General features: G+C 69.4%; 21 protein-coding genes. 10 read left to right on the top strand and 11 right to left on the bottom strand.

Features of this window, described 5'->3' with window-relative positions:
- The first annotated feature begins 17 nt into the window (after positions 1 to 17).
- Genes AC1DCG_RS05580 through AC1DCG_RS05595 form a run of 4 tightly spaced genes read left to right on the top strand, consistent with a single transcriptional unit; the run spans position 18 to position 4,176 of the window.
- On the top strand, positions 18 to 1,202 hold the full coding sequence (locus tag AC1DCG_RS05580; RefSeq protein WP_477029869.1) for an LptF/LptG family permease: 1,185 nt from the start codon (positions 18 to 20) through the stop codon (positions 1,200 to 1,202).
- Positions 1,199 to 2,260 (top strand): LptF/LptG family permease, encoded by a 1,062-nt coding sequence (locus tag AC1DCG_RS05585; protein WP_477029825.1) that lies wholly within the window; start codon positions 1,199 to 1,201, stop codon positions 2,258 to 2,260. Before AC1DCG_RS05580 ends, AC1DCG_RS05585 begins: the two co-directional genes overlap by 4 nt.
- A complete protein-coding gene (bcerS, locus tag AC1DCG_RS05590) occupies positions 2,260 to 3,414 on the top strand; it encodes a ceramide synthase (protein WP_477036550.1) in 1,155 nt (384 codons plus the stop codon). Before AC1DCG_RS05585 ends, bcerS begins: the two co-directional genes overlap by 1 nt.
- Positions 3,415 to 4,176 carry an NTP transferase domain-containing protein gene (locus AC1DCG_RS05595; protein ID WP_477029827.1) on the top strand — a complete coding sequence of 254 codons (762 nt, stop codon included), beginning with the start codon at positions 3,415 to 3,417 and terminating at the stop codon, positions 4,174 to 4,176.
- 151 nt (positions 4,177 to 4,327) lie between these two features.
- Here the strand turns inward: AC1DCG_RS05595 and AC1DCG_RS05600 are convergent, their stop codons facing one another.
- The 4 genes from AC1DCG_RS05600 to AC1DCG_RS05615 form a co-directional block, all read right to left on the bottom strand.
- On the bottom strand, positions 4,328 to 4,552 hold the full coding sequence (locus AC1DCG_RS05600) for a hexameric tyrosine-coordinated heme protein (RefSeq protein ID WP_477029828.1): 225 nt from the start codon (positions 4,550 to 4,552) through the stop codon (positions 4,328 to 4,330).
- A 104-nt stretch (positions 4,553 to 4,656) separates the two neighbouring features.
- Positions 4,657 to 5,139, bottom strand: coding sequence for a hypothetical protein (locus AC1DCG_RS05605; RefSeq protein ID WP_477029829.1), 483 nt, complete (start codon positions 5,137 to 5,139; stop codon positions 4,657 to 4,659).
- A gap of 55 nt (positions 5,140 to 5,194) precedes the next feature.
- Complete coding sequence (gene hmpA / locus AC1DCG_RS05610) at positions 5,195 to 6,406, bottom strand: NO-inducible flavohemoprotein (protein WP_477029830.1); 1,212 nt, start codon at positions 6,404 to 6,406, stop codon at positions 5,195 to 5,197.
- Positions 6,407 to 6,432: 26 nt separating this feature from the next.
- On the bottom strand, positions 6,433 to 7,092 hold the full coding sequence (locus tag AC1DCG_RS05615) for a TehB-like domain-containing protein (protein WP_477029831.1): 660 nt from the start codon (positions 7,090 to 7,092) through the stop codon (positions 6,433 to 6,435).
- A gap of 104 nt (positions 7,093 to 7,196) precedes the next feature.
- Here AC1DCG_RS05615 and AC1DCG_RS05620 point away from each other — a divergent pair, with 104 nt between their 5' ends.
- Entirely contained in the window at positions 7,197 to 7,619 is a 423-nt protein-coding gene (locus AC1DCG_RS05620) for an RrF2 family transcriptional regulator (RefSeq protein ID WP_477029832.1), read from the top strand.
- 135 nt (positions 7,620 to 7,754) lie between these two features.
- A complete protein-coding gene (locus tag AC1DCG_RS05625; RefSeq protein ID WP_477029833.1) occupies positions 7,755 to 8,675 on the top strand; it encodes a phosphodiester glycosidase family protein in 921 nt (306 codons plus the stop codon).
- A 194-nt stretch (positions 8,676 to 8,869) separates the two neighbouring features.
- Here the strand turns inward: AC1DCG_RS05625 and AC1DCG_RS05630 are convergent, their stop codons facing one another.
- The 7 genes from AC1DCG_RS05630 to AC1DCG_RS05660 form a co-directional block, all read right to left on the bottom strand.
- Positions 8,870 to 9,316: a hypothetical protein gene (locus AC1DCG_RS05630; RefSeq protein WP_477029834.1), complete on the bottom strand. Its 447-nt coding sequence runs from the start codon at positions 9,314 to 9,316 to the stop codon at positions 8,870 to 8,872.
- Positions 9,317 to 9,486: 170 nt separating this feature from the next.
- Complete coding sequence (locus tag AC1DCG_RS05635; protein ID WP_477029835.1) at positions 9,487 to 10,248, bottom strand: phosphocholine cytidylyltransferase family protein; 762 nt, start codon at positions 10,246 to 10,248, stop codon at positions 9,487 to 9,489.
- 188 nt (positions 10,249 to 10,436) lie between these two features.
- A complete protein-coding gene (locus AC1DCG_RS05640) occupies positions 10,437 to 11,228 on the bottom strand; it encodes a DJ-1/PfpI family protein (protein ID WP_477029836.1) in 792 nt (263 codons plus the stop codon).
- On the bottom strand, positions 11,225 to 11,638 hold the full coding sequence (locus AC1DCG_RS05645; protein ID WP_165259054.1) for a hypothetical protein: 414 nt from the start codon (positions 11,636 to 11,638) through the stop codon (positions 11,225 to 11,227). Before AC1DCG_RS05645 ends, AC1DCG_RS05640 begins: the two co-directional genes overlap by 4 nt.
- A 24-nt stretch (positions 11,639 to 11,662) precedes the next feature.
- Positions 11,663 to 13,378 carry a tyrosinase family protein gene (locus tag AC1DCG_RS05650; protein ID WP_477029837.1) on the bottom strand — a complete coding sequence of 572 codons (1,716 nt, stop codon included), beginning with the start codon at positions 13,376 to 13,378 and terminating at the stop codon, positions 11,663 to 11,665.
- Positions 13,379 to 13,459: 81 nt separating this feature from the next.
- Positions 13,460 to 15,532, bottom strand: a complete 2,073-nt coding sequence (locus tag AC1DCG_RS05655; RefSeq protein WP_477029838.1) for a multicopper oxidase family protein — start codon at positions 15,530 to 15,532, stop codon at positions 13,460 to 13,462.
- 136 nt (positions 15,533 to 15,668) lie between these two features.
- Positions 15,669 to 16,289: a TIGR02466 family protein gene (locus AC1DCG_RS05660; RefSeq protein ID WP_477036551.1), complete on the bottom strand. Its 621-nt coding sequence runs from the start codon at positions 16,287 to 16,289 to the stop codon at positions 15,669 to 15,671.
- Positions 16,290 to 16,350: 61 nt separating this feature from the next.
- Here AC1DCG_RS05660 and AC1DCG_RS05665 point away from each other — a divergent pair, with 61 nt between their 5' ends.
- The 4 genes from AC1DCG_RS05665 (at position 16,351) to AC1DCG_RS05680 (ending at position 20,390) form a co-directional block, all read left to right on the top strand.
- On the top strand, positions 16,351 to 16,671 hold the full coding sequence (locus AC1DCG_RS05665) for a hypothetical protein (protein ID WP_477029840.1): 321 nt from the start codon (positions 16,351 to 16,353) through the stop codon (positions 16,669 to 16,671).
- 3 nt (positions 16,672 to 16,674) lie between these two features.
- Complete coding sequence (locus AC1DCG_RS05670) at positions 16,675 to 16,962, top strand: type II toxin-antitoxin system RelE/ParE family toxin (RefSeq protein WP_477029841.1); 288 nt, start codon at positions 16,675 to 16,677, stop codon at positions 16,960 to 16,962.
- A gap of 19 nt (positions 16,963 to 16,981) precedes the next feature.
- On the top strand, positions 16,982 to 18,901 hold the full coding sequence (uvrC, locus tag AC1DCG_RS05675) for an excinuclease ABC subunit UvrC (protein WP_477036557.1): 1,920 nt from the start codon (positions 16,982 to 16,984) through the stop codon (positions 18,899 to 18,901).
- A gap of 139 nt (positions 18,902 to 19,040) precedes the next feature.
- Positions 19,041 to 20,390 carry a lipocalin-like domain-containing protein gene (locus AC1DCG_RS05680; protein WP_477029842.1) on the top strand — a complete coding sequence of 450 codons (1,350 nt, stop codon included), beginning with the start codon at positions 19,041 to 19,043 and terminating at the stop codon, positions 20,388 to 20,390.
- Positions 20,391 to 20,400 lie beyond the last annotated feature (10 nt).

Below are 20,400 nucleotides of genomic sequence, written 5' to 3' on the forward strand. Positions count from 1 at the left end.
TGCGGCGCATCACGGCCATGGGCCTGATCGACCGCTACCTGCTGCGCCTGCTGGGCTGGCCGCTGGCCGGTTGCCTGGGTCTGACCGTCGTCGCCCTGCTGCTGGAGCGGGTGCTGCGCCTGCTGGACCTGCTGTCGCAGAGCGCCGCCCGCTTCGACTACGTCACCCAGCTGGCCCTGAACCTGCTGCCGCACTATCTGGGCCTGGCCCTGCCGGTGGCGTTCTTCGTGGCGCTGTTCATCGTCATCAGCAAGCTGTCCGACGGCTCGGAGATCGACGCCCTGCTGGCCGGCGGCCAGTCGCTGGAGCGGGTCGCCGCGCCCTTCGTCTGCATCGGCCTGGCGCTTAGCGTCTTCAGCATCGCGGTGTTCGGCTACGTCCAGCCCTACAGCCGCTACGCCTATCGCGCGGTGATGCACGCGGCCGTCAACGCCGGCTGGAACGGCCGCCTGTCGGGCGGGGCGTTCATCGACGACGACGGCTCGCTGATGACCGCCGACAGCGCCGACCTCGCCGGCCAGAGCCTGACCCGGGTGTTCATCCGCCGCCCCGACGCGGCCGGCCACGAAGAGCTGATCACCGCCGCCAGCGCCACCCTGCAGGTCTCGGCCGACGGCAAGACCGTGACCATGCGCCTGAAGTCGGGCCGCCGCATCGGCAGCGACGCGCGCGGCAACTATCGCAGCCTGGCCTTCGACGACCTGACCACCGAGGCCCCGCTGAAGGCCGCCGCCAGCCTGCTGCGCGCCCGCGGCGGCGACGAGCGCGAACTGACGCTGGGCGAACTGCTGCAACAGGCCAGGTCGCCCAGCCCCGTCGTGCCCAAGGCCACGCTGATGGCCGAGTTCTACGGCCGCATCGCCCGGGCCGCCTTCCTGCCGTTCCTACCGCTGCTGGCCTTCCCGCTGGGCCTGGCCTCCAAGCGCGGCAACCGCGCGCCTGGCCTGCTGCTGGCCGGGGTGCTGCTGCTGGCCTTCCAGCACAGCCTGCTGCTGGGCCAGAGCTTGGCCGAGTCCGGGCGCATCGCCCCGCTTCCGGCCGTCGGCGCGCCGTTCCTGGTCTTCACTGGCCTTGCGGTCTGGCTGTTCGTCGGCAGCCGCACGCGCCCCGGCGACACGCCGATCTCGCGCCTGGTGCTGGCCATGAGCGCCTGGTTCCGCCGCGCCCTCAAGCCGTTCCAGCGCAAGGAGCGCGCCGCATGAAGCTGCAGCTCTACGTCCTGCGCACGGTCGCCACGCGCGTGCTCGGCGCCGTCCTGATCCTGATGGCCATCCTGCAGATCCTCGACCTGCTGGAAGTCACCACCGACATTCTCGACCGGGGCCTGGGCGTCGGCGGGGTGTTCTACTACGCCGCCCTGCGCGCGCCGGCCCTGTTCCAGCAGGTGGCGCCGCTGGCGGTGCTGGCCGGCGGCCTGTTCGCCTTCTCGCAGTTGGCCCGCGAGAATGCGGTGGTCGCCATGCGCGCGGCCGGCATCTCGGGCTATCGCATCGTCGCCATGGCCGTGCCCGTCGCGATCGCCGTGCTGGCGCTCGACGCCCTCTGCGCCCAGGTGGTCGCGCCGCGCACCGATCCGACGCTCAGCGCCTGGTGGGCCGCCACCACCCCGGTCGCCGACCGCAAGACCCCCGCCTCGCGCACCTTCCGGGCCGGCGAAGACCTGGTCACCGCCAAGGAGGCCAGCCCCAACGGCGCGCGCCTGACCGACCTGACGATCTATCGCCGCGACAAGACCGGCGCCCTGACCGAACGCGTCGTCGCGCCCGTGGCGCAGTTCCAGGCCGGCGCCTGGCGGCTGCAGAGCCCGGTCACCACCCGCTATCTCGGCGACCGCGTCGAGCCGATGACCGCCGCCTCGGCGACCTGGCCCACCGCCCTGCGGCCGGCCGACGTGCAGGCCCTGTTCGCCGACGCCCCCGCGCCTTCGGCCGCCTCGGCCCGCCGGGCGCTGGAGAACGGCGGCTCGGACCGCCCGCAGAGCTTCTACGCCACCCGCCTGCAGACGGCCTTTTCCGGCCCGATCGCCGCGCTCGTGATGCTGCTGCTCAGCGCGCCCGTCGCCTGGGCCAACTTCCGCAGCGGCCAGGGCGCGGTGCTGCTGACCTCGGGCCTGGCCGCCGGCCTCGTCTACCTGGTCGCCGACGGCCTGCTGTCGGCCCTGGGCGAATCCGGCGCCCTGTCGCCGATCCTGGCCGCCTGGGCCGCCCCCGTCGTCTTCGCCGCCCTCGCCGTGCGCGCCTTCGTATCCCTGGAGGGATGATGCCTTTCGATTCCGCGGCCGAGGCGATCTCGGTCCTGCCCGTCCGCACGCCTGAAGAGCTCAAGCGCTTCATCGCCCTGCCCGCGCGCCTCAATGCAAAGGATCCAAGCTGGATCACGCCGCTCTTTCTGGAGCGCACCGAGGCCCTGTCGCCCAAGACCAATCCGTTCTTCCAGCATGCCGAGGTCCAGCTGTTCCTGGCCGTGCGCGGCGGCCGCGACGTCGGCCGGATCAGCGCCCAGATCGACCAGCTGACCCCGCAGAACACGCCCGGGCGCCTGGACGGCCACTTCGGCCTGATCGCCGCCGAGGACGACGCCGAGGTCTTCGCCGCCCTGCTGCGCGCGGCCGAGGCCTGGCTGCGCGAACGCGGCCGCACCCACGTGATGGGTCCCTTCAACCTGTCGATCAACGAAGAGGTCGGCCTGCTGGTCGACGGCTTCGACACCCCGCCGATGGTGATGATGGGCCATGATCCGGCCTATGCCGGCGGCCGCGTCGAGCAGCAGGGCTACGCCAAGGTCAAGGACGTCTACGCCTACTTCGCCCCCATGCAGGCCGACCTGCCGCCGGCCGTGCGCCGCCGCGCCGAGCGTCCGCCGGCCGAGGGCGTCGTGCTGCGCCAGCTCGACATGAGCCGCTACGACGAGGAGGTGGTCACCCTGACCGAGATCCTCAACGACGCCTGGAAGGACAACTGGGGCTTCACCCCCACCACCGAGGCCGAGACCGCCCAGTTGGCCAAGGCCCTCAAGGCCGTGATCGACAAGCGCCTGACCTGGTTCGCCGAGATCGACGGCGAGGCCGCCGGTTTCCTGGTGTTCCTGCCCAACGTCAACGAGGCCATCCGCGACCTTGGCGGCAAGCTGCTGCCGTTCGGCTGGGCCAAGCTCCTGTGGCGGCTGAAGGTCAAGCGCGTGAAGTCGGCCCGCATCCCGCTGATGGGCGTCAAGCGCAAGTTCTCCGAAAGCATCCGCGGCCGCATGCTGCCGTTCCAGATGATGCACGCGGGCCGCACCTCGGCCATCGCGCTGGGCTACGAGCGCTTCGAGATCTCGTGGGTGCTGGAAGAGAACATGCCCATGCGCCGCATCGCCGAGTCCCTGGGCGCCCAGATCTACAAGACCTATCGCGTCTACGAGAAGGCGCTCTAGGTGAGCCTCCCCTTCAAGGCCCTGGTCCTGGCCGGCTCGCGGCCGGGCGAGATCGACAGCGCCGCGGCCTATGCCGGCGTCTCGCACAAGGGCCTGATCACGCTGGAGGGCCGCACGCTGCTCGACCGCGTGCTCGGGGCCGTGCAGGCCGCGGGCGCGGAGGCGATTGGCGTCTCGACCTCCGACGCGGCCATCGTCTCGGCCCTGCCAGCCGGCGTCGCGGCCATCGCCGCCTCGACCGAGGGCCCCAGCCAGAGCGTGCGCGAAGGCGCGAACGCCCTGGGCTTTCCCCTGCTGATCACCACGGTCGATCATGCGCTGCTGAAACCCGAGTGGATCACCCAGTTCCTGGCCGACGCGCCGGCCGACGCCGACGTGGCCCTGATGCTGGCCCCGGAAGAGCGCGTGCGCGCCGCCGCCCCCGACACCAAGCGCACCTATCTTGCGTTCCGCGACGGCCGCTTCTCGGGCTGCAACCTCTTCCTGTTCCGCTCGGAAGCCGCCCTGCCCGCGATCGCCCTGTGGCGACGGGTCGAGCAGAACCGCAAGCAGCCGTGGAAGATCGCCGCCATGCTCGGCCCGGGGCTGCTGGTGCGCTACCTGCTGGGCCTGCTGACGCTGGACGAGGCCATCGCCCGCCTGGGCGCCCTGGCCGGGGTCCGGGCCGCCGCCGTGCGCGCCCAGGACGGCCTGGCGGCGGTCGACGTCGACAAGCCCGCCGACCTCGACCTGGTCCGCAAGATCGTCGGCGAGACGGCCTAGGTCGATTTTCTACCGAGCTTCCCCGCGAAGGCGGGGATCCAAGCCGCCTTTCAGGATAAGGCGCGGCGGTGCGCGATCCTCAAACTCAGCTTGGATCCCCGCCTTCGCGGGGAAGAACGGATTTTGGCACGGTGGTGGACCGTCGCCCCGCCTAGCGCCAGTAGCCGTTCGCCGCCGCCACGGTGGCGAAGTTCACGGCCACCACATGCGAGACGGCCACCAGGGCCTGGGCGTCGTTCTCGTAGAGCGCCCGCAGCCGGCCGCGAACCTCGTCGGAGGGTTGGGTCTTCTTGACCGCCATCCGCGAGAGCTTGATGGCCAGGTCGTAGCCCTCTTCGGGCGTAGTGGTGATCAGGCTGGGCAGCCAGGCGGACATCGAACCCTCCCCTCGTGTTGCGGACTTGGGAAAGCTAGACCGTCGGACCGGCGCGACGATTGGACGAAAGGCTCCGCCGTTCCGTCCAATCGGGCCCGGACCGGTCAGGCGCTGAGCCTGACGATGACCCCAAGGCCGGCGGCCGCGACGGCCAGGGCCACGGGTATGGTCAGGATCTGGGCCAGGGCCGAACCGGCGCCGACCCGCCCCGTCCAGGTGGAGAGCCCCTGGCGCAGGAAATCGGCCAGGTCGGGCCGGGTTTCGGCCTTCGGCTCCATGCGCAGGATCACCGTCGGCACGCCCAGATAGACGGCCAGGTAGGCCGCGCAGACGCCCAGCACCAGACCCACCTCGGCGTCGCCGAGGAAGGCCAGGCCGAACGCCCCGAGGATGGCCCCATAAGCGCCCACGATCATCCAGCCCACCGCCTTGGGCAGGTCCGGCGTCGACGGCTCGGGCGCCATGGGCGCGCGGGCGGCGGGTTCGACCACCACCGGGGCCGTCGGCGCGCGCGGCGCCGGCGGCTCCCAGGACGGGCCTTCGTAGAAGGCATAGGTCAGCGGCGTCGTGGTGGAGACATAGTCCATGACAGGCTCCTTCGGCCGCTCGGCGGCCGGATCAGGGTTGGAAAGACACGCGCACTCAGACGGCCAGGGCCTCGTCGGCCGGGCCGAAGAACTCGAAATGGATCCGCTCGGAGGCCACCCCGGCCCGCGACAGCCCGCCGACGAAGGCCTTCAGGAACGGGCGCGGCCCGCACAGGAAGAAGTCGGCGGTCTCGAACGGGGTGTTGGCCTTCAGCCAGTCGACGGTGATCAGGCCGTCGTGGTCGTGGGTGCGGCCGGCTTCGTCATTGGCCGCGGGCTTGGCGTAGAAGGTCGCCACCGAGGTCTTGCCGTGCGCCTTGGCCAGGGCCCGCACGTGGCCGTCCATGGCGTGACTGGCGCTGTCCAGGGCGCCATGGACAAAGGCGGTCTCCAGCTCTGGATGCTTGTCGGCGATGGTCTCCAGCATGCTGACCATCGGCGTCAAGCCCACCCCGCCCGACAGCAGCACCACCGGCCGCTCCTGCGCCTGCGGCAGGAAGAAGTCGCCCGACGGCGGGGTCAGAAGGATCGCCGTGCCGACCTGCGCCACGTCGTGCAGGAAGCGCGAACCGCCCTGCCCGCCCTCCTCGCGCTTGACCGAGATGCGATAGGCCTCGTGGTTGGGCGCGTTCGAGATCGTGTAGTTGCGGCGGATCTCGCCCTGGTCGGGCGTCGTCAGGCGCAGGGTCAGGTACTGGCCGGGCTTGTGGGGCAGAACCTTGCCGCCGTCCTTGGGACGCAGCACGAACGAGGTGATCACCGCGCTCTCGACCGAGCGCTCGGCGATCTCGAAGGCGCGCCAGCCGTTCCAGCCGCCGTCGATCGCCTCGATGGCCTCGCGGATGCCGTGCTCGCGTTCCTGCAGCAGGCCGGCCAGGAACCAGTAGGCCTCGCCCCAGGCGGCCAGCACCTCCTCGTTCACCGCCTCGCCCATGACCTCGGCGATCGCCCCCAGCAGGGCGTTGGCCACATAGGGATAGTGCTCGGGCAGCACGTGATAGCCGACGTGCTTCTGGGCCATGCGCTCGATCGCCGGGATCAGCGCCTCCAGGTTCTCGATGTTGAGGGCGTAGCCGACGATCGCGCCCGCCAGGGCGTGATGCTGCTTACCGCTGGCCTGGTTGGCGTGGTTGAACAGCGCCTTGATGTGGTCGTCCTGGAAGAGCCGGGCGTACATCGCCCGGGTCACTTCGGTGGCGCGCGCGGCGACGGCCGGGGCCGTGGCCTTGACGTGCGCGATCGTCTCCGCGCTCAGCGGCTTGGGCATGGTCTTGCTCCTTGGAAAGTCGGGCGTCAGGCGGCGAGCGCGGGTTCGCGGTCGTAGAAATCCACCTGCATGCGGATCGGCCCCAGCGGCTCGACCCGATGGATCTGTCGCGGGCGGACGAGGCCGCAAACGCCGGGGCTCAGCTCGACCGACGGGCTGTCGGCGTCGTCGTAGTGCAGGACGAGCCGCCCCTCGATCAGGCGGATCACGCCCCAGACGCCGGCCCGGGTGCTGTGGTCGCGACGCAGGCCCTCGGGCAGGGTCGTCTCGTCGAACACCGGGGTCGAGCGGTAAGGCGCGTCCGGCGCCGGCCGGCGGCTGGCCATCGCGCCGGAAAGGTTCCTGGCCATGCGCTCGGCCTTCTCCTGCAGCTCGGCCGCGTGGCGGGGCGGTGCGAAGGTCGCCGTCGCCTCGCGCCACAGCACCAGCCAGCGGTCGAACATCTCAGGCTCGATGCGCTCGACATGCTTCATGTGCGCGGCCAGCGGATTGCCCTTGTAGCGGGCCGAGGCGCGCATCACCGACGACCAGAAATCGGCCAGCCGGTCGAGGTGCTCGTCCCAGTCCTCCACCGCATCGGCGAAGACGGGCCCCAGCTGCGGATCCTCGCGCACGGCGGCGTAGAAGCTGGTCAGCAGCGCCGGCAGGACGGTGTCGTCGAAGTCGAAGACGGGGTTGGCGGACATGACGCCCTCAATTCATTCATCTGGAATGCATCTATTCTCGCGATCTAAAACATGCAATCTCAATGCATGATTTATCCGCCGCGCCGAACCCTTAAGGGGAGCCGATGAAGCTCACCCGCTACACCGACTACGCGGTGCGTACGGTCATCTACCTGGCGAACAACGACGGCCGCCTGGCCTCGATCGCCGAGATCGCCCGCGCCTACGACATCTCGCAGAACCATCTGATGAAGGTGGTGCAGCAACTGGCCAGCGCGGGCTTCGTCGAGACGGTGCGGGGTCGCGGCGGCGGACTGCGGCTGGCGCGCCCCGCCGACCAGATCAATGTCGGCGCCCTGGTGCGCAAGACCGAGGGCGGCTTCGACCTCGTCGACTGCTCGTCATGCCTGGCCGCGCCGGGCTGCGGCCTGCCGCGCATGCTGGCCGAGGCGACGCGGGCGTTCCTGGCCGTGCTCGACGGCTACAGCGTCGCCGACATCTCGCGCCAGCCCGATGTGCTGAGCCGGCTGTTCGCCGAAGCTGGCTGAGGCCCTTCCGCCACACGGCGACAAAACACGCCGTTCGGCTTTGCATGCGGCGTCAGCAGGACCTATGTGCCGGGCGAACGCCGCCGGCTCGCATGGCCGGCGGCGACCTGTTTTCGTCCGTTCGAAGTCTGTCCCGTGTCGCCTTTTCTACGCCGCGCCGCCGCTTTGGGCGCCCTGCTCCTGCTGTCGGCCTGCGCCAGCGTCGACATTCCCGCCTCGCCCCGGGCCGCGTTCAGCCGCAGCGCCTCCAGCACGCTCTCCGAGGGCGTGACCTACTGGAGCGAGACCCGCGAGAACCCGCTGCGGCAGGTCTATCACGTGGTCCAGCTGGACCTGGCCGATCCCAAGGTCGAGCTCTTCGTCTCGCCGCCCAATGACGGCGCGGGCCAGTACCACGCCCGCACCACCTCCGAGTTCGTGACCGCCTCGGGCGCCCTGCTGGCCGTCAACGCCAGCTATTTCGTGCCGTTCAAGGCCGGAACACCCGGCGGCGACGACTTCGTCCCGCACGCGGGCCAGCACGTCGATCCGGTCGGCAAGGTGATCGTCGCCGGCCGCGAGGTGGCCCCGCCGGACGACCCCGAGGTCGATCCGCGGGTCAACGCCATCCTCTGCATCCACCCGTCCTTCGTCGAGATCCGCTCGGGCGCCACCTGCCGCTGGGACGTGGTCGACGCCGTGGCCGCCGGCCCGGTGCTGCTGGTCGACGGCGCCGAGCAGTCCTTCCAGCACGCCGGCCCCAAATACGCCCGCGACCGCCACCCGCGCACCGCCTTCGGCGTCTCGGCCGACGGCCGCACCGGCTGGCTGGTGGTGGTCGACGGCCGCCAGACCGTGATCAGCGAGGGCGCGACCCTGGCCGAACTGACCGCCTTCTTCCGCGACCTGGGCGCGGCCGACGCCATCAATCTCGACGGCGGCGGCTCGACCACCCTGGCGGTCGACGACGGCTTTGGCCGGCCCCGCGTGCTGAACTCGCCGATCCACACCGGCGTGCCCGGCCGCGAACGGCCGGTGGCCAACCAGATCGGCGTGCGGGTGCTTGGCGTCCCTTAGACCCGACGGCCCAGGGCGGTTGGACATTCAGCCGTTCTGAACATTTTCCACCGAGCTTCTCCGCGAAGGCGGGGATCCAAGCCGCTCTTCAAGGCAAGGCGCGGCCGTGAGCAGTCTACAGACTCAGCTTGGGTCCCCGCCTTCGCGGGGAAGAACGGATCTTGGGACGTCCATAGGGTGAATGCCGATCCGCCCTAGACCTGCGGCGACAGGAAGCTGGCCGCGACGTTGCTGAGCGGCCCCGGCCAGTCGCCGAAGACGATCGAGCCGGAAAGCGGGTCGCTCGACATCGACGGGAAGCACAGGTTGAGCCTGAATTTCAGCAGCTCGGCGCTGGTGCTGCTGGCCATGATCGACAGCGGAAAGCCGATGGCCGGGGCGTTGTCGTAGATGAACATCGCGCTGGTGAACGGCGAGATCACCGGCGCGGCCGGGTTGGGGAACGACAGCGTTCCCGTCACCGGAACCACCTCGCATCGCGCCGTCGAAGCCGCCTCGGGCGCGGCGCAGGCGGCGGACAGCAAGCCAGCCTTCTCTTCTTCGGCGACGACCAGGGTCAGGTCGTATTCGAACCCCACCTGGCCGTCGGCCATGATGTCGGGCTTGTAGACGGTCAGCTTGAAGGTGGCGGCTTCGGGCATGGCGTGTCCTCGATCCGGGCGGCGCGAACGACTTCGCGCAACCTATGATCGCATTGACGCACGACACATTCTTTGGAGGAACACCGTTCCGCCGGACGGACGCGCCAATCGCCCGCCTGCGCAAGGCATGGGCGGGCGGTGACGCTTGGGGCGCAGGAAACGCCCCGCCGTCAGGCCGGGGTCGCCTCGGCGGCCGCCCAGCGCGCGGCCAGTTCGCGGTTCTTGGGCAGGTCTTCGGGGAAGTCCATCTCGGCCCAGTCCAGGCCCTGGATCGAGCGCACCGCCACCGCGTCGTGGGCGCGGGCGATCTGGTCGATGGCCGACAGGTACCAGCGGCGCAGGCCCTCGGGCGTGCGCAGCGAGCGCTCGACGATGTCGGTGAACAGCGCCGCGCCCTCGGGCTCGAAGCGCAGGAAGCCGATCGACTCGGCGTCGTAGGTGGTGATGGTCTTGCCGATCTCGCGCAGGGCGTCGCCTTCGGTGCGCACCTTCATGTCATCGGAGTCGTAGCCGCCGTCCTTGCGGTCGATGGTCACCGTGATAGGGGCCGACGGGGCCGACAGCAGGCGCTCGGCGATGGCCGGCTCGAACAGGGTGTCGCCGTTGAGCAGCAGGAACGAGCCCTGCATCTCGCCGCGCGCCATCCACACCGAGGCCAGGTTGTCGCTGACGCTGTAGAACGGGTTGAAGATCGTGCGCAGGGTCAGGTCCGGCAGGCGCAGCTTGGCCAGTTCGGCCTCGACCAGGTCGGCGTTGAAGCCGGTGACGACCACCACCTCGGTGACGCCGGCGCTGTGCAGGTGGCGGATCTGCCATTCCAGGACCGAGCGGCCCGACAGGTCCACCAGGCACTTGGGACGGGTGTCGGTCAGCGGCGACAGGCGCTTGCCCTGTCCGGCGCTGAGGATGATGGCTTTGACCGGCGACTGCATGGCGAAAACTCGAGCGCGCCGCGAAGAGGGCGGCGAAGACGGGGGTGAAAAGGGCGAGAGCACGACTCGAAACGAGCCATATCAGCGCAGATCGTGCGCGACCATAGCCCTGGCAAGGCCCGGCCTTCCGCAAAACGACGCTTGCGACAATGTGCGCGCCCCTCAGGGCGCCTCGCCCTGCCCCGCCCTCAGGCCTCGACGGTCGCCTTGTAGGCGCTCGCCGCCGGATGCAGCCGCGCCTCGATCGCCTTGTCGATGGCCGCCCGGAAGTCGACCATGCTGGCGTTCACCGGCTCGAACACGTCGTAGCTGACCGAGCACGGATCGCCGCCCGGGAACGGCGGGTCGGGATTGTACTGGATCGACAGCTGGGCCTGCTGGGAGGCCAGCTGCGCCTTCTCCGCCGCGTCCGGACCGCCGGCCAGGTCGGTCACGATCGTCTGGACCATGAACAGCGACTCGTCGATCGACGACGATATCCCCGCCCCGGTGATGCGATTGCCGTCCTTGACCCAGCGCGGGCAGCCGTTGACCACGGTCACCTCCGGAAACAGCTTCAGGCACTCGATGAAGCCCCAGTGGGTGGTGGCGCGATAGCCGTCCAGCAGGCCGGCCGAGGCCAGCAGCAGGCCGCCGGTGCACACCGAGACCACGTAGCGCGCCTTGCCGGCCCGATCGGTCAGGAAGTCCAGCAGCGCCTTGTCGCCGATCGCCGCCTGCAGCCCGTCGCCGCCACCGGGCACGAACAGCATGTCGATGTGCGGCGCGGCGCAATAGTCGTACTGCGCCACCACCTTCAGGACGCCCGAGGTCTGGATCGGGTCGGTGCTCGCCGCCACAGTCGCCACCTGGATGGTCCGCCCGATCACCTCGCCGTCGAAGAAGGCGAACACCTCGTGCGGTCCCGCGACGTCGAGGATGTCGACGCCCGGATAGAGCACGATCCCCACCGTGAACGGCGGCAGCGCCGGGGCGGTCATTGGGCCACCGCGATGAACGAGGCCGTCACGCCGGCCGGCTCGCCGTTGTGCGGCTTGGCCCGCACGATCGTGCCGACGATCGACGGAACCTGGTCCACGCCGTCGGGCCACATGTAGCCGGGCCAGCCGTAGTAGTCGTACTCCCAGCCGGCCGTCGGCGTGCCGTCGCGGCCAAAGCCCCGGATGACGAGGGTGGTCGGCCCCTCGCACTCGGGATCCACCTCGCCCTTCAGGTCCAGCACGTAGCCGCCGCCCATGTCGAGCGTGCCCGTCAGGCTGCGCGGCGTCGGGGTCTCGAAGGTGAACACCCCCTCGCCGAAGATCAGGCTGAGCGCCGTCTGGGCGTCATCGCCCACCAGCTCGGGATTGTTCAGGTAGCTGCGGTAGGTCCACTTGCCGGCCAGAGCCATGGCTTTCCTCCCTCGTGCATCGCCTCAGTAGGCGTTGACCTCGACGCCCAGCAGTTCCGGCTCGGCCCGGGTCGCGCCCGGGGCCGCGCCGTGGTCGTGCGACGGGGCCGCGTTCGACAGCATGCGCGGCTTCAGGCGCACCAGGCGGATGTTGAGGCCCGCGTCCGAGGCGGCCGCGCCCAGGCCCTTGGCCATGGCCAGCTTGGCCAGCGGCGGCGACAGCGGCACGGTGAAGGTGACCGGCCGGGTCACCAGGTGCTGGCCGAACATCGACAGCGTGGTGACGAAGCCCGGCGAGTTGACGCCGACCGCCTCGCTCTCGGGCGTGTTGACCACCACCGCCAGGTCGTGGCCGTGCTCGAACGGCGGCAGCTCCACCGTCAGGGTGGCCAGCAGCTTGGGGCCGTCCACCTTGACCGCCTCGGTCAGCAGCGACTGCGGCACGGCCACGTCGCCCGAGGCCAGGCTGGCGTCGCTGGGGATGTTCAGCTTGGCGAGGAACTGCTGCGGCTTGGCGGCCACGGCCGCCTTCAGGCGCGGACCCGGGCGCGGCGGCGGCACCACGTTCTCGCCCGAACCCGGCTGGTAGTCGTAGTCGAAGGCCCCGATGGTCTCGTAGGCGCCGGCCATCTGCTGGGCCGGCGGCAGCACCTGGCCGTCCGCGTTGCGGAAGAACAGGAACGGCTCGGCCCGCCATTGGCCAAGATCACCACGCGGATTGAGGTAGTTGGGGTTGTCGTCCGGCAGGGTCGGATAGCCGTAGCCCTGCTGCTTGCGCGTCCAGACGTCCCAGATGCGGTCGATGTTGGCGTGGTGCAGGAAGAACAGCGGATCGACCGGCGACAGGTTCGACTGCATGAAGCCGTCGCCATAGGTCGTGTTGCCGTTGGCGTCGGTCCAGATGCCGCCGACGCAGTTGTGCACCTTGTTGTGCGGCTGGCCTTCCATCACCCCGAAGCCGGTGATGCTGCTGTGGAACTGCGACTTGGGGCTGGCGAAACCGATGAAGTCGCGCGGGGCCAGGGCGTTGTCGAGCATCCAGGCCGAGACGGCGCGGTTGGTGACGTCGTCGAAGCCCGGGCGCTGCGGGGTCGAGCCGCGCGACTTGGGCGGCGCGAAAAACATCGGCCCGCCCTTGGGCCCGATGTCGAACAGCAGGTCGGCCGGGAAGCGCAGGCCGCGGATCAGCAGCTGCTGGTTCTGGGCGGGAGTGAGCCCGTTCCAGAACTTCTCGAGCACCGGCCCGAACGCCTTGTTGAAGGCGTCCAGGCTCTGGATGTAGCCCGGATAGGTGCTGGGGTTGAGCACGCCCTGGAACATCTCGGCCGGCACTTGAGGATTGGCCGTCCAGTCCCAGTAGGGGAAGGCGAAGGTGTTGTCGCCGCTGAGCTTGCGGACCACCTGCTCGAACCAGCCCACATAGCCCCGGTGCCAGACCACGAACCACCAGTTGCCGTGCGGGCAGTCGACCGTGTGGGTCAGGGCGTGGTTGTACCAGTTGTAGGGATGCGACGGCGGCAGCTTCAGCATGATGTCGATCGCCCGGGCGTAGCTGGCCAGGGCCTTCTTGCCTTCCGGGCTGCTGACGTTCCAGCGCCGCCAGCGGGCCTTGGTCGGCGCGGCGGGCTGGGCCAGCGCCTGGCCGGCGGCCATCGCGCCCACGATCGCGGCGCCGCCGGCCATCAGGTCGCGACGCGAGGGAGCGGAGAACGGGCCGGAGGCGGCGGGATCCTGGGTCATGTCACGGACTCTCTCTGGGGATCGGATTGGGATCGGGGAAACGCCGGCGCGACCTTGCGAGGCCGCGCCGGGAGGGGTCGGTCAGTGGTGGCCGTGGGACACGCCGCCGGCGCCGTCGGGCAGCACGATCTGGACGTTCTGCATCATGCCCTGGTCCTCGTGATCGAGGATGTGGCAGTGCAGGACGTACTCGCCGATGTAGCGCTGGTAGCGGGTGCGGACGATCAGGGTGTAGGGCAGGTAGGGACCGTTGTCGGTCTTCTGCACGCTCTTGACCCACAGGGTGTCCTTCCAGGCGCCCTTCAGGCCCGGATACTGCGGGTCGGCCGGCCCGGGGCCGAAGTCGTCGACCGCGCCGGGCGCGCTGACGTCCTTGCCGTTGGGATCCAGGATCTTGACGATCTGGAACGGGTTCACGTGGATGTGGAACGGGTGGCTGACGAACTCCGAGCGCAGCTCCCACTCCTGGGCGGTGCCCAGCACCAGGGTGCGGTCGACCCGGTCGGGCGCGTAGGGGCGCGGGGCGTAGTCCTGCGAGCCCACCTCGAACTGCACCGGCATGTTGGTGTTCTGGCCGGGGATGGCGATGTTGAAGAGCACCTTCTCGGTCTCTGAACCCTTGATTTCGGCCTCGGTGATCGTCGGGTGCGGCACGAAGCGGGTCAGCTTCAGGCCGTTGCGCAGGTCGGCGACGACGCTGGCGCGCACGTCCGGCGGCATCTGCACGTTGGCGGCCGCCACCAGTTCGTTGGTGACGAAGGCCGGGATGTCGCGGACTTCCTGGCCCGGCGCGACGCTGACCTTGCCCAGCAGGCGCGTGCCGACGGCGATGCTGTTGACCGTGGCGCTGGGCGCGGTGTCGGCGTCGAGCATGCAGTAGTTGCCGGCCTTGGGGAAAACCACCAGCAGGTCGTTGCGATAGCCCGGCTGCAGGGTGACCACCGTGGCCTTGCGGGCCTGGGCGTCGGTCAGACCGTCGTCGGCGACCACGTAGAAGGGCACGGGCTCGCCGATGCAGTAGGTCTTCTGGAAGGCCGGGCCGTCGGCCGCCGCCAGGCGCTCCATGGCCGCGGGGCCGCCGTCGGCCATCTTCACGAACTGCAGCGAGATGGTGTCGCGCACGCCGGCGTGGATCATCCGCCAGCGGGCAAGCTCGCCCTGCTTGGCCGGCAAGGTCGCCAGCACCTGGCCGTTGATGCTGGTGTAGCGGCCCGACTGCCCCCAGCTGCCGGGACCAAAGCCGTTGCCGTTGGCGTCGCTGTAGAACTCGATCACGCCGGTGTCGCCCGGATCGCAGACCCACTCGACCACGTTGCCCTTGGCGTCGGTCTTGACCTTGATGTTCCCGTTCTTGTCCAGGCACGCATACTGGATCTGCTGGAACACCAGCAGCTTTTCCGGGATCGGAGCCCCGTTCTTGTAGAGCAGGGTGTCGAGGTCACCGTTGGCGCTGGGGGTCGGCTTGCGGTCGCCCTTGATGACCAGAGCCCCGGCCATGCCGCTGGAGACCTGTAGCGCCGTCGAGCCGTGCCGGTGGGTGTGGTACCAGAAGGTGCCGGCCGGATGGTCGCGGGGGATGTTGTATTCGTACTCGAACTTCACCCCGGGATTGATCGACAGCAGCACGTTGTCGCTGTTGCCGGTCGGGCTGACCCACAGGCCGTGGCTGTGCAGGTTGGTGCCGTTGTAGCAGTGCGGCACGTTGATCAGCCAGTTGGGGTCGGTGCAGCTGGGATCGGCAGGCAGCCTGTTGTCCAGCGCGACGCGGACCGTCTCGCCCGGCCGCGTCAGGATCGTCGGCGCCACATAGGGCGTGGTCGACGAGACGTCGGTGCCGTTGTAGCTGCGCAGGTGGACCTTGTCGTAGCGCCCATTGGCCGGGTTGTAGAGCCGCCCGTCGGTGTAGACGATGTTGAGCGCCAGGCGCTTGTCGGCGGTGATCGCCGCGGTCGATGGCGGGATAACGTAGCTCTTGTCGCCCGACGCCGTGCCGGTGATCGCCAGCAGGCTGGTCGTTCCCTTCTGCGCCGCCTGCGCCGTCGCCTCGATCGGCGCGCCCAGCAGGCGGGGATTGTCGACGACCCGATCCTGCGCGGCGGCCGTCCCCGCCTGGATGGCGACGGCGGCCAGGGCCGCCCCTACCGTCAACGTCAAGCGCGCATCGCGCACGCGCCCACCAGCACCGCTCATCGCAGCCTCCCCGAACAATGTTCCCCGAGGTCGAATACTACCTAAGCGATACTCAAGGTGAAGGCTAAATTTTTGTGATCTTTCGCACAGGCCGCGCGCGTCACCGCCAGGCGTAGTTGAAGCTGACGCTGATCCGCTGCTCCTCGGCCTGGTTGGGCGTCACCTCGTGGCGCAGCCAGCTCTCCCACATCAGGACCGTGCCCGGCTCGGGCTGGACATAGACGAAGGGCTGCAGGTTTTCAGGCGCGTCGTCCTGGCGGGTGGGCGCGGCCATCATCATCGGCAGGCGCGGATCCTCGAACTTCAGGGCCGAGGCGCCCGGCGGAATGGTCACGTAGACCGTGCCGGAGATCACGCTGTGGGGGTGGATGTGGCCGGTGTGCTGGCCGCCCGGATCCAGGATGTTGATCCAGAAGCTGTCCATCACCAGCTTGCCGCCCGCCAGGTCGAACCGCAGCGCCTTGGCGAAAGCGGCCGCGTGCTTGTCGAGCTTCTTCTTGAGGTCCGCGAACAGGCTGTCGCGCTGGGGCAGGTCGTCCAGCGAGGCGTAGGAGGTGTAGCCCAGATAGCCCTTGCGCTCGGCCCAGGCCTGGCCGGCCTCGTCGTCCTCGGCCACGGCGATGCAGGCGTCGTGCAGGTCGTCGATGAAGGTCTCGAAGCCCTTCTCGCCGGACAGGGTGGCTTCATAGAGCGGGGTGACGAAGAGCGAGCGGGTGGTCATGGGGCGCCTCATAGCGCCCCTCGCGATTGACGACAAACGGCAACTGGAACATCATGAGAACATGGCCGATGACGCAATCACCATCAGGATCGACCCGGCGCGCGCCGAGCGGCTTAGAACCCTCGCCGAGGCGGCCGGCCAGAGCCCGGAGGCCTACGTCCTCGACATCCTGTCGCGCGCCCTCGAACAGCCCGGCCTCCGAGAGGCCGAAAGCCGATGGAATGACGCCCCGGCTCGGATCGCACGGGACAACGGCTTCGGCGAAGACGCGGACGCCTATGCCGACGAACTGGATCGGATCGCCGAGGAAGCGCTTAGAACCGGCGGCGTCCCCTGGGAGCAAGTGCAGGCGCGCCTGCGGAACTTCGGTCAGCCTCGCTGACCCGTGCGCCGGATCGTACTCACCGAGCCTGCCAATGCCGACATCAATAGGCTTGAAGCCTGGCTTATTGAGCGCAGTTCGCCCCATGCCCGTGGTCTTGGTCTGGAACTGGAACTGGAAGCCGCCATCAGCGGGTTGATCGACTTCCCGCAGCGCGGCGCAGCCAAGTTCACTGGCCGCTATCGCGAGCACTACATGGTCTTCCACTCCAACCAGTATGTCATCCAGCACCAAGTTCGCGGCGACGCAGTCGTGATCCTGCGCATCAGACACAGCCTCGAACGTCGCTGACTTCCCCGGACTCGCCTATATCTGCCTCGTGACCGACACCACCGCCGACATTCCCTCCCCCGCCGAACCGCCGAAGCTGTCCGGCGCCGCCCTGATCAAGGACGAGGTCACGCGCCTGCCCGACGGGCCGGGCGTCTACCGGATGATCGGCGAAGGCGACGAGGTGCTGTACGTCGGCAAGGCCAAAAGCCTGAAGAAGCGCGTGGTGCAGTACGCGCAGGGCCGCTTCCACACCAACCGCATCGCCCACATGGTCGACGCCACGCGGGCCATGGAGTTCGTCACCACCCGCACCGAAGCCGACGCCCTGCTGCTCGAGATCAACCTGATCAAGCAGCTGAAGCCGCGCTTCAACGTGCTGCTGCGCGACGACAAGAGCTTCCCCGAGATCCTCATCCGCCGCGACCACGACGCCGCGCAGCTTCGCAAGCACCGCGGCGCTCACGCCATCAAGGGCGACTATTTCGGGCCGTTCGCCAGCGCCTGGGCGGTGAACCGCACGCTCAACACGCTGCAGAAGGCGTTTCTTCTGCGCTCGTGCAGCGACAGCGTCTACGAGACGCGCGACCGCCCCTGCATGCTGCACCAGATCAAGCGCTGCGCCGCGCCCTGCACCGGCCTGATCAGCCTGGAGGACTACGGCGCGCTGGTCGACCAGGCCGAGGCGTTCCTGCGCGGCAAGTCCCGCGCGGTGATGGCGTCGATGGCCAAGCAGATGGAAGAGGCGGCCGAGGAGCTGGAGTTCGAGCGCGCCGCCCGCCTTCGCGACCGCATCCGCGCCCTGGCCGCCGTCGCCCAGGAAAGCCAGATCAACCCCGAGACCGTGGAAGAGGCCGACGTCGTCGCCCTGCACGTCGAGGGCGGCCAGGCCTGCGTGCAGGTGTTCTTCTTCCGCGCGGGCCAGAACTGGGGCAACCACGCCTACTTCCCCCGCATCACCGGCGCCGCCGAGGACGAGGAGGAAGGCGTCACCGAGGAGCAGCGGGTCATCACCGCGTTCCTGGGCCAGTTCTACGACGACAAGCCGATCCCCCGCCTGATCCTGGCCAACGTCCAGCCGGCCGACTCCGACCTGCTGAGCGAGGCCTTCGCGCTGAAGAGCGGCCGCAGGGTCGAGATCGCCGTGCCCAAGCGCGGCGAGAAGGCCGACCTCGTCGGTCACGCCCTGACCAACGCCCGCGAGGCCCTGGGCCGCCGGATGGCCGAGGGCAGCGCCCAGACCAAGCTGCTGGCCGGCGTGGCCGAGGCCTTCAAGCTGGACGCCCCGCCCGAGCGGATCGAGGTCTACGACAACAGCCACATCCAGGGCACGAATGCGGTCGGCGGCATGATCGTGGCCGGCCCCGAAGGCTTCATGAAGGGCCAGTACCGCAAGTTCAACATCCGCTCGACCGAGCTCACGCCCGGCGACGACTACGGCATGATGAAGGAGGTGCTGAAGCGCCGCTTCTCCCGCCTGGTCAAGGAAGAGGAAGAAGGCGACGACGCCAACCGGCCCGACCTCGTACTGGTCGACGGCGGCAAGGGCCAGTTGGACGCGGCGCTGGAGATCATGGCCGACCTGGGCGTGGACGACATCGCCGTCGTCGGCGTGGCCAAGGGCCCCGATCGCGACGCGGGCCTGGAGCGCTTCTTCATCCCCGGCCAGACGCCATTCATGCTCGAGCCCAAGTCGCCGGTCCTGTACTACCTGCAGCGCCTGCGCGACGAGGCCCACCGCTTCGCCATCGGCGCCCACCGCACCCGCCGCAGCATGGACCTGAAGAAGAACCCGCTCGACGAGATCGAGGGCGTGGGTCCCGGCCGCAAGAAGGCCCTGCTGCACGCCTTCGGCTCGGCCAAGGGCGTGGGCCGCGCCGGCGTCGAGGATCTGGTCAAGGTCGACGGCGTCAGCCAGGCCCTGGCCGAACGCATCCATGCCTTCTTCCGCAAGGGCTGACGCCCCTACCCAAAACGCGCCCCGCGCGATTGACAACGCTGTTCGCCGAACGCAACCTCAGGCCGCTCTGGAAAAGCATGCAACCTGCCACGCGGCGCGCCCGACGCGCCGTGTCCGAGCGCCTGGGGGAAACATCGCCATGACCATCCTGCCGTTCCTTCGGGGCCGCGGCCTCGCGCGCCCGCTCGCCTCGGCCTGCGCCGACACCGACGCGCCCAAGCCGATCCCGCGCGAGCTGTCGGTGATCCGCCTGCCCGCCGATCACTACCTGCACCGCGACGCCCCCACCGAATGGTGGTGGCACATCGGCACGCTGAAGGCGGGCGACCGGGTGTTCGGCTTCGAGATCAACGCCGCCTCGTTCCAGGGCCGGGGCTTCGGCTTCTCGCAGATCATGCTGACCGACGTCGCGACCCAGAAGCACTACCAGCGCACCACCACCTTCACCCCGCCCGCCGGCTATGATCCGGCGACCTGGGCCGAGCACGACGTCAATCGCGACTGGCGCGTGCGCCTGGGCGATCCCAACAGCCGGCTGACCGCGATCAAGGTGACCAATCCCGGCTCGGGCTACGATCCGCTCGCCACCACCGTCACCGTGACCGGCGGCGGCGGCTCGCAGGCCATCGCCTATCCGCTGATCGACCCGGCCACCGGCGCGATCCTGTCGATCCAGGTCACCAATCCGGGCCGCGGCTACACCTCGCCGCCGCACATCGTCATCGGCGGTCCCGGCCAGAAGGGTTCGGGCGCCGCCGCCGAGGCGGTGCACACCTTCATCACCATGGACGCGGCCTGGGGCGATCCCACCCAGAACATGGCCGTGGTCACCAAGCTGACTGACGAGGCCACCGACACCGAGATCGTCTTCGACCTGACCATGTCGCAGAACGGCGCGCCCTTCGTCGTCTGGGGCACCGGCGTCAGCCAGATCCTGCCCAAGGCCAGCGGCTCGCACCTGCAGACCGGCAACTACTACTACTCGCTGACCAACATCGCCGCCTCGGGCACGATCACCATCGACGGCGAGATCTTCGAGGTGACCGGCAAGACCTGGATGGACCACGAGTACGGCTTCTTCGGCACCGCCCAGAACCCGGTGAAGTGGATCCTGCAGAACGCCCAGCTCGACAATGGCTGGTCGTTGTCGAACCACTACGTGCTGTACGGCGAACACAAACGGCCCATGCCCGGCGAGCCGGTCCCCTGCGAGGTCACCCTGCAGGACCCGGAGGGCCAGATGTACGTCGTGCCGGGCGTGATGACCGCCGATCGCCCCTGGACCAGCCCGGCCTCCGGCGTGGTCTACTATCTCGACTACCAGCTCGACATCGCCGGCTTCGACGCGGTGCTGAACTTCAAGGCCCTGGTGGCCGACCAGGAGTTCCCCCTGCCGACCGGCTCGATCTACGAGGGCATCGCCTCGGCCGAGGGCAGCTTCCAGGGCCAGGCGACGACGGGCACGGGCTGGATCGAGCAGGCGCTCTGAGATCTCGGCG

The organism is Caulobacter sp. 10L414 (genome assembly GCF_056395525.1).

What these genes read in the sequence shown, in the direction of transcription:
- AC1DCG_RS05580 (WP_477029869.1), top strand. Translation starts at nt 18, where the DNA reads ATGGGCCTGATCGACCGCTACCTGCTGCGCCTGCTGGGCTGGCCGCTG.
- AC1DCG_RS05585 (WP_477029825.1), top strand. Translation starts at nt 1,199, where the DNA reads ATGAAGCTGCAGCTCTACGTCCTGCGCACGGTCGCCACGCGCGTGCTC.
- bcerS (WP_477036550.1), top strand. Translation starts at nt 2,260, where the DNA reads ATGCCTTTCGATTCCGCGGCCGAGGCGATCTCGGTCCTGCCCGTCCGC.
- AC1DCG_RS05600 (WP_477029828.1), bottom strand. Translation starts at nt 4,552, where the DNA reads ATGTCCGCCTGGCTGCCCAGCCTGATCACCACTACGCCCGAAGAGGGC.
- AC1DCG_RS05605 (WP_477029829.1), bottom strand. Translation starts at nt 5,139, where the DNA reads ATGGACTATGTCTCCACCACGACGCCGCTGACCTATGCCTTCTACGAA.
- hmpA (WP_477029830.1), bottom strand. Translation starts at nt 6,406, where the DNA reads ATGCCCAAGCCGCTGAGCGCGGAGACGATCGCGCACGTCAAGGCCACG.
- AC1DCG_RS05615 (WP_477029831.1), bottom strand. Translation starts at nt 7,092, where the DNA reads ATGTCCGCCAACCCCGTCTTCGACTTCGACGACACCGTCCTGCCGGCG.
- AC1DCG_RS05620 (WP_477029832.1), top strand. Translation starts at nt 7,197, where the DNA reads ATGAAGCTCACCCGCTACACCGACTACGCGGTGCGTACGGTCATCTAC.
- AC1DCG_RS05630 (WP_477029834.1), bottom strand. Translation starts at nt 9,316, where the DNA reads ATGCCCGAAGCCGCCACCTTCAAGCTGACCGTCTACAAGCCCGACATC.
- AC1DCG_RS05635 (WP_477029835.1), bottom strand. Translation starts at nt 10,248, where the DNA reads ATGCAGTCGCCGGTCAAAGCCATCATCCTCAGCGCCGGACAGGGCAAG.
- AC1DCG_RS05640 (WP_477029836.1), bottom strand. Translation starts at nt 11,228, where the DNA reads ATGACCGCCCCGGCGCTGCCGCCGTTCACGGTGGGGATCGTGCTCTAT.
- AC1DCG_RS05645 (WP_165259054.1), bottom strand. Translation starts at nt 11,638, where the DNA reads ATGGCTCTGGCCGGCAAGTGGACCTACCGCAGCTACCTGAACAATCCC.
- AC1DCG_RS05650 (WP_477029837.1), bottom strand. Translation starts at nt 13,378, where the DNA reads ATGACCCAGGATCCCGCCGCCTCCGGCCCGTTCTCCGCTCCCTCGCGT.
- AC1DCG_RS05660 (WP_477036551.1), bottom strand. Translation starts at nt 16,289, where the DNA reads ATGACCACCCGCTCGCTCTTCGTCACCCCGCTCTATGAAGCCACCCTG.
- AC1DCG_RS05665 (WP_477029840.1), top strand. Translation starts at nt 16,351, where the DNA reads ATGGCCGATGACGCAATCACCATCAGGATCGACCCGGCGCGCGCCGAG.
- AC1DCG_RS05680 (WP_477029842.1), top strand. Translation starts at nt 19,041, where the DNA reads ATGACCATCCTGCCGTTCCTTCGGGGCCGCGGCCTCGCGCGCCCGCTC.